The organism is Mycobacterium sp. TH-M15, assembly GCF_057473705.1.
Map to the genome: position 1 here is coordinate 1 of NZ_JBYCLB010000665.1, position 4,981 is coordinate 4,981.

At 72.9% G+C, this 4,981-nt stretch carries 3 protein-coding genes and 1 pseudogene; all 4 read left to right on the top strand.

The window, feature by feature from the left end; genetic code table 11:
* Positions 1 to 129 precede the first annotated feature (129 nt).
* Positions 130 to 1,647 carry a type VII secretion integral membrane protein EccD gene (eccD, locus tag AC2VNT_RS16255; RefSeq protein WP_486947836.1) on the top strand — a complete coding sequence of 506 codons (1,518 nt, stop codon included), beginning with the start codon at positions 130 to 132 and terminating at the stop codon, positions 1,645 to 1,647.
* Complete coding sequence (locus tag AC2VNT_RS16260) at positions 1,625 to 3,337, top strand: S8 family serine peptidase (RefSeq protein ID WP_486947837.1); 1,713 nt, start codon at positions 1,625 to 1,627, stop codon at positions 3,335 to 3,337. Before eccD ends, AC2VNT_RS16260 begins: the two co-directional genes overlap by 23 nt.
* Positions 3,334 to 4,566, top strand: a complete 1,233-nt coding sequence (gene eccE, locus AC2VNT_RS16265; RefSeq protein WP_486947838.1) for a type VII secretion protein EccE — start codon at positions 3,334 to 3,336, stop codon at positions 4,564 to 4,566. The genes AC2VNT_RS16260 and eccE overlap by 4 nt, the downstream gene beginning before the upstream one ends.
* A gap of 35 nt (positions 4,567 to 4,601) precedes the next feature.
* Positions 4,602 to 4,981 (top strand): annotated as a pseudogene (locus tag AC2VNT_RS16270) (hypothetical protein); the annotation flags it as partial.

Below are 4,981 nucleotides of genomic sequence, written 5' to 3' on the forward strand. Positions count from 1 at the left end.
CATATCGCGGAGTGTCTTTAGAATTGGAAAACCGCCGACGGCAAATCAGCCGGCGGCGGATATGGGCACGGAATTCGGGTCGGCGCTGCCGGTCCCGGCAGTTGTTCGGCGGACCGAGAGGGCGAGACGATGACTTCGGTGGTGGCGGCACAGCCCGGCGGGGAGGTCGTTGCGACGTCGACCCAGCCCCGCTCGGCGGTGATCGGGATCATTGCCGGTGACGGCGTGCAGATCGGCACACTGCTGGACGCCGACGCGCCGGTGTCGGTGATGATCGATCCGCTGCTCAAGGTGGTCAACGGCCGGCTGCGGGAGCTCGACGAGCCCACGCTGAAAGCCGAGGGCCGCGGCCGCTGGGTGCTGTGCCGGGTGGACGGCACCGCGCTGCGGTCGAACCAATCGCTGACCGACCAGGACGTCTACGACGGGGACCGGTTGTGGCTGCGCTTCACCGAGGATCAGGAACGCCGGTCGCCGGTCATCGAGCACATCTCGACCGCGGTCTCGGTGAACCTGGCCAAGCGGTTTTCCTCCATCGACCCGGCGACCGCGGTGCGTGTCGGCATCACCACGGCGTCGGTGGCCGCGGTGCTGGCCACCGCGCTGCTCGCCGGCTGGCGCTACTACCACGACAGCTGGCTGACCTCGATCGCCGGCGGGGTGATCGCCGTGGCGGTGCTGGCGGCGGCCGCACTGGTGCTGCTGCAGGCGCACGGGGTGGCCGATCGCCGGGTCGGCGATGCGCTGCTGTTCAGCGCGATGCCGCCGCTGGTGGTGGCGGCCGCGGCGGCGGTGCCGGGACCGGTGGGCGCCCCGCACGCCGCGCTGGGCTTCGGCGTTGCGGGCATCGCCGCGCTGCTGATCATCCGGTTGACCGGCCGTCAGCTGGCCACCTACACCGCGGTGGCCACGATCAGCGTGGTGGTGATGATCGCCGGGGCGCTGCGGATGCTGCTCCTGACCGGCCCGGTGACCCTGATGGCGTGCACGCTGCTGGCCTGTGTCTTCGGCTACCAGAGTGCGGCGTCGCTGTCCCGGTGGCTGGCCGGGCTGCGGCTGCCGGTGTTCCCGTCGGCGACCAGCCGCTGGGTGTTCGACGCCCGGCCGGACCTGCCGACCACGGTCGTGGTCGGCGACGACGGACATGCCGCGCTGGAGAGCCCGAAGTCGGTGCGCGACGTGGTGCTTCGCGCCGAGCGGGCGCGATCGTTTTTGACCGGCCTGCTGACCGGGCTGGGTGCGCTGATCGCGGTGTCGGCCGCCGGGCTCTGCGATCCGCGGACGGAGCGGGCCTGGCTGCCGGTGCTGCTGGCCGGCCTGACCGCCGGGTTCCTGGTGCTGCGTGGCCGTTCCTTCCGGGACCGCTGGCAGGCGATTACCGTGGCGGTCTCCGGGCGCGTGATCGTGGCGGCCGTCGTGGTGCGGTTCGTGGTGGTGGTGTGGACGCCGACGGCGCTGGTGGTCGGGCTGGCTGTGCTGTTGGTGGTGCCGACGATCGGGCTGCTCTCCGCGGTGGTGGTGCCCAACACCATCTACAGCCCGATCTTCCGGAAGTTCGTGGAGTGGATCGAATACCTGTGCTTGATGCCGTTGTTCCCGTTGGCGCTGTGGTTGATGAACACCTATGAAGCCATCCGGTACCGCTAACCCCCCGCGACGGGGCAGCCGGGCGGCCGCGCTGGCGGCGGCGGCGATCCTGGTGGGCTCCGGTTCGTTCGCCGGGATGCCGCCCGCCGCCGCGATCGACCCGCCGACGATCGACATGGCCGCGCTGCCGCCGGACAGCCCGCCCGGACCACCCCAGGAGATGCGGCAGACCGCCTACTGCACCGGGGTCGGGGTGATGCCGGGCACCGACTGGCGGGTGCAGCCCAAATACATGGACATGCTGAACCTGCCCGAGGCGTGGAAGTTCGGCCGCGGCGGGGGGGTGAAGGTCGCCGTCATCGACACCGGCGTGACGCCGCATCCCCGGCTGCCGCACCTGATCGGCGGCGGTGACTACGTGATGGCCGGCGGTGACGGGCTGTCGGACTGCGACGCCCACGGCACCTTGGTGGCGTCGCTGATCGGCGCGCAGCCGGACAGCGGTGCCCCGGTGCCGCCGCAGCAGCCGCGCCGCCCGCCGTCGGTCCCCACCAACGAACCGCCGCCACCGGCGCAGACCGTCACGATGGTGCCGGCCCCCCAGCAGACCCACGGCCCGCCGGGGCCGCCACCGCCGCCACCGCCGCCGGAAGGGGAGGAGCCGCCACCGGCCGGCCCGAACGGAGCGGAAATCGGCGGTGCGCGCGACCCGATCTGGCCGGCCGGACACTCCGGTGCCACACGAGCGGCGCCGGTCGACTACCGGGTGCCGCGCGATCCGCCGCCGCCGGCGCCGGACGCGTTCACCGGTGTCGCCCCCGACGTGGAGATCATCTCGATCCGTCAGTACAGCCGGGCGTTCGCCGCCAAGGAGCCGTTCGGCGACGGACAGGATCCGCAGCAACGGGAGAAGACCGACGCCATCCACACGCTGGCCCGGGCGATCGTGCACGCCGCCGACATGGGGGCGCGGGTGATCAACGTCTCCGGGGTGGTGTGCATGAGCGCGCGCACCATTCTCGACCAGGCGGACCTGGGGGCCGCGGTTCAGTACGCCGCATTGGACAAGGATGCGGTGATCGTGGTGGCGGCCGGCAACACCAAAGACCGAGACTGCAAGCAGAACCCCACCTACAACGCGCTGACGCCGGCCGACCCCCGCAACTGGAAGGATGTGCTCACCGTGGTGACCCCGGCGTGGTTCGATCAGTACGTGCTGACCGTGGGCGCCGTCGACGCGGCGGGCGTGCCGCTGACCAAGACGAGCGTGGCCGGCCCGTGGGTGTCGATCGCGGCGCCCGGAACCGACATCGAGGGACTCTCGCCTCGCGATGACGGATTGATGAACGCCGTTGACGGACCGGACAATTCGCTGATACAGCCGGGCGGAACCACCTTCTCGGGGGCGATCGTCTCCGGGGTGGCGGCGCTGGTCCGGGCGCGGTATCCGCAGCTGTCGTCGAGTCAGGTCATCAAGCGGCTGACCGACACCGCCCGCCCGCCGGCCCGGGGCGTGGACAACGAGGTCGGCTACGGCATCGTCGACCCGGTCGCCGCGCTGACCTGGGACGTGCCCGACCGACGGTTGGCCCCGGAGGAACCACAGCCGGCGCCGCTGCAGGTGCCGCCGCTGCCGCCGGAGCGGGACATGACCCCGGCCTGGGTGGCCGGAGTGGGGCTGCTGGGTGCGCTGCTGGCGGCCGGTGTGGCATTCGGGATCGCGGCGCTGCGGCGGGCGAGGCGGCGGTGAGGGCGGAGCACATGTTCGGGCTGCACCTGTCCTGGCGGTGGGTGAGCGTCGTCTTCCTGATCGTGGTCGGGGTGCTGGCGCTGGGCGGGCACTGGCCGGGCGACCCGCAAGCCGCCGAGTACGCGTGGTGGTCGGGGGTCGGGGTCGCCGCCCTGGTCGCGGTCGCCGCGCTGGTCGCCTATCGGCGGGTGCCGCTGATCGGGCTGCTGGCCGCCGGGACGCGGGACCTCGTCGCCGACCCGGCGGCGGTGCTGGCGCGGGGGCGCACCGACCCGGTCGATCACCAGCGACGTTACGGCCGCGAACCGGTCGGCATCCGTGAGTATCACGGCCAGTTGGTCTCGGTGATCGCGGTGAGCGCACGTGAGGACGCGCCGACCGGTCGCCATCACCGCGGGGTGGCCGCGACCGCGCTGCTGCCGGTCGAGGTGGTGGCCGCGGGGCTGCGGCAGTTCGACGTGCACCTGGACTGCATCGACATCGTCTCGGTCGGCATATCCCGGCTGATCAAGGCCGACCAGCCGGACCAGGCCGACCAGCCGGACCAGGCCGACCAGCCGGACCAGGCCGACAAGGCCGGTGCCGGCGCAGCCGGGCGGTCGGCGGCCAAACGTCGGAACACCTGGCTGGTGCTGCGGATGAACCCGCAACGCAACGTCGCCGCGGTGGCCGCCCGTGACTCGGTGGCCGCCACCCTGGCCGGCGCCACCGAACGGCTGCTGCACGATCTCGATGGCCGCAACGTCGTCGCCCGGGCGGTGCCCGCCGAGGAGTTCGGCGGGATCGACATGGCAGTGCTGGCCGGGCTGGAACCGGATGACGTCCGGGTCCGCCGCGGCCGGCTGACACAGCAGGGCACCACCGAGCAGGTCGCCAGCTTCTGGGTGTCGCCGCGGGAGATCACCTCGGAGAACCTGGACGCGTTGTGGCTCGCCGACTCCGACGCCACCGTCGTGACGGTGCGGCTCACCCGTCGGCCCGACAACCGGGCCGACGTCGGGGTGATCGTTCGCCACCACAGCGACGGACGGCTGGACAAGGACGACCGGGCCGGGCTGAACCGGCTCGTCAACCGCCAGCTCACCGCGGTCTGCGCCAGCCTGCCGGCGCCGGCGCCGGGCCGGGGTCCGGCGCTGCCCAGCCGGCCGCTGCACGACCCGGAACACCTGACCGTTGCCGTCGATCCGGCGGTGCCGCAGGGCGTGGCGCGGGCGGGTGCCCGGTCGTGACCGTTCCATCGGGCGCGACCGACGCCCGCAACGCGATGGTCGCCGGGATGCTGGCGTCCGGCATCTCGGTCAACGGTCTGCAACCCAGCCACAACCCGGACGTCGCGCTGCGGATGTTCACCACCGCGACCACCGTCGACCCGCAGATGTGCGACGCCTGGCTGGCCCGGCTGCTCGCCGGCGACCAGGACATCGAGACCCTGGGGCATGCCTGGGCGACGGTGCGCACGTTCGGGTGGGAGATCCGGCGGTTGGGTCTCTCCGAGGGGGACTTCCGCCCGGAGGTCTCCGACGGACTGTTCCTGCGGCTGGCGATCACCAGCGTGGAGTCGCGGGGGGGGGGCGGGGGCACCCCCCCCCGCCCGGCGACCACCGACGCCCCACCCCCCCACCCCCGCGGGGGGGGGGCGCCCCC

Coding starts and splice junctions, on each gene's coding strand:
- eccD (WP_486947836.1), top strand. CDS start 130: ATGACTTCGGTGGTGGCGGCACAGCCCGGCGGGGAGGTCGTTGCGACG.
- AC2VNT_RS16260 (WP_486947837.1), top strand. CDS start 1,625: ATGAAGCCATCCGGTACCGCTAACCCCCCGCGACGGGGCAGCCGGGCG.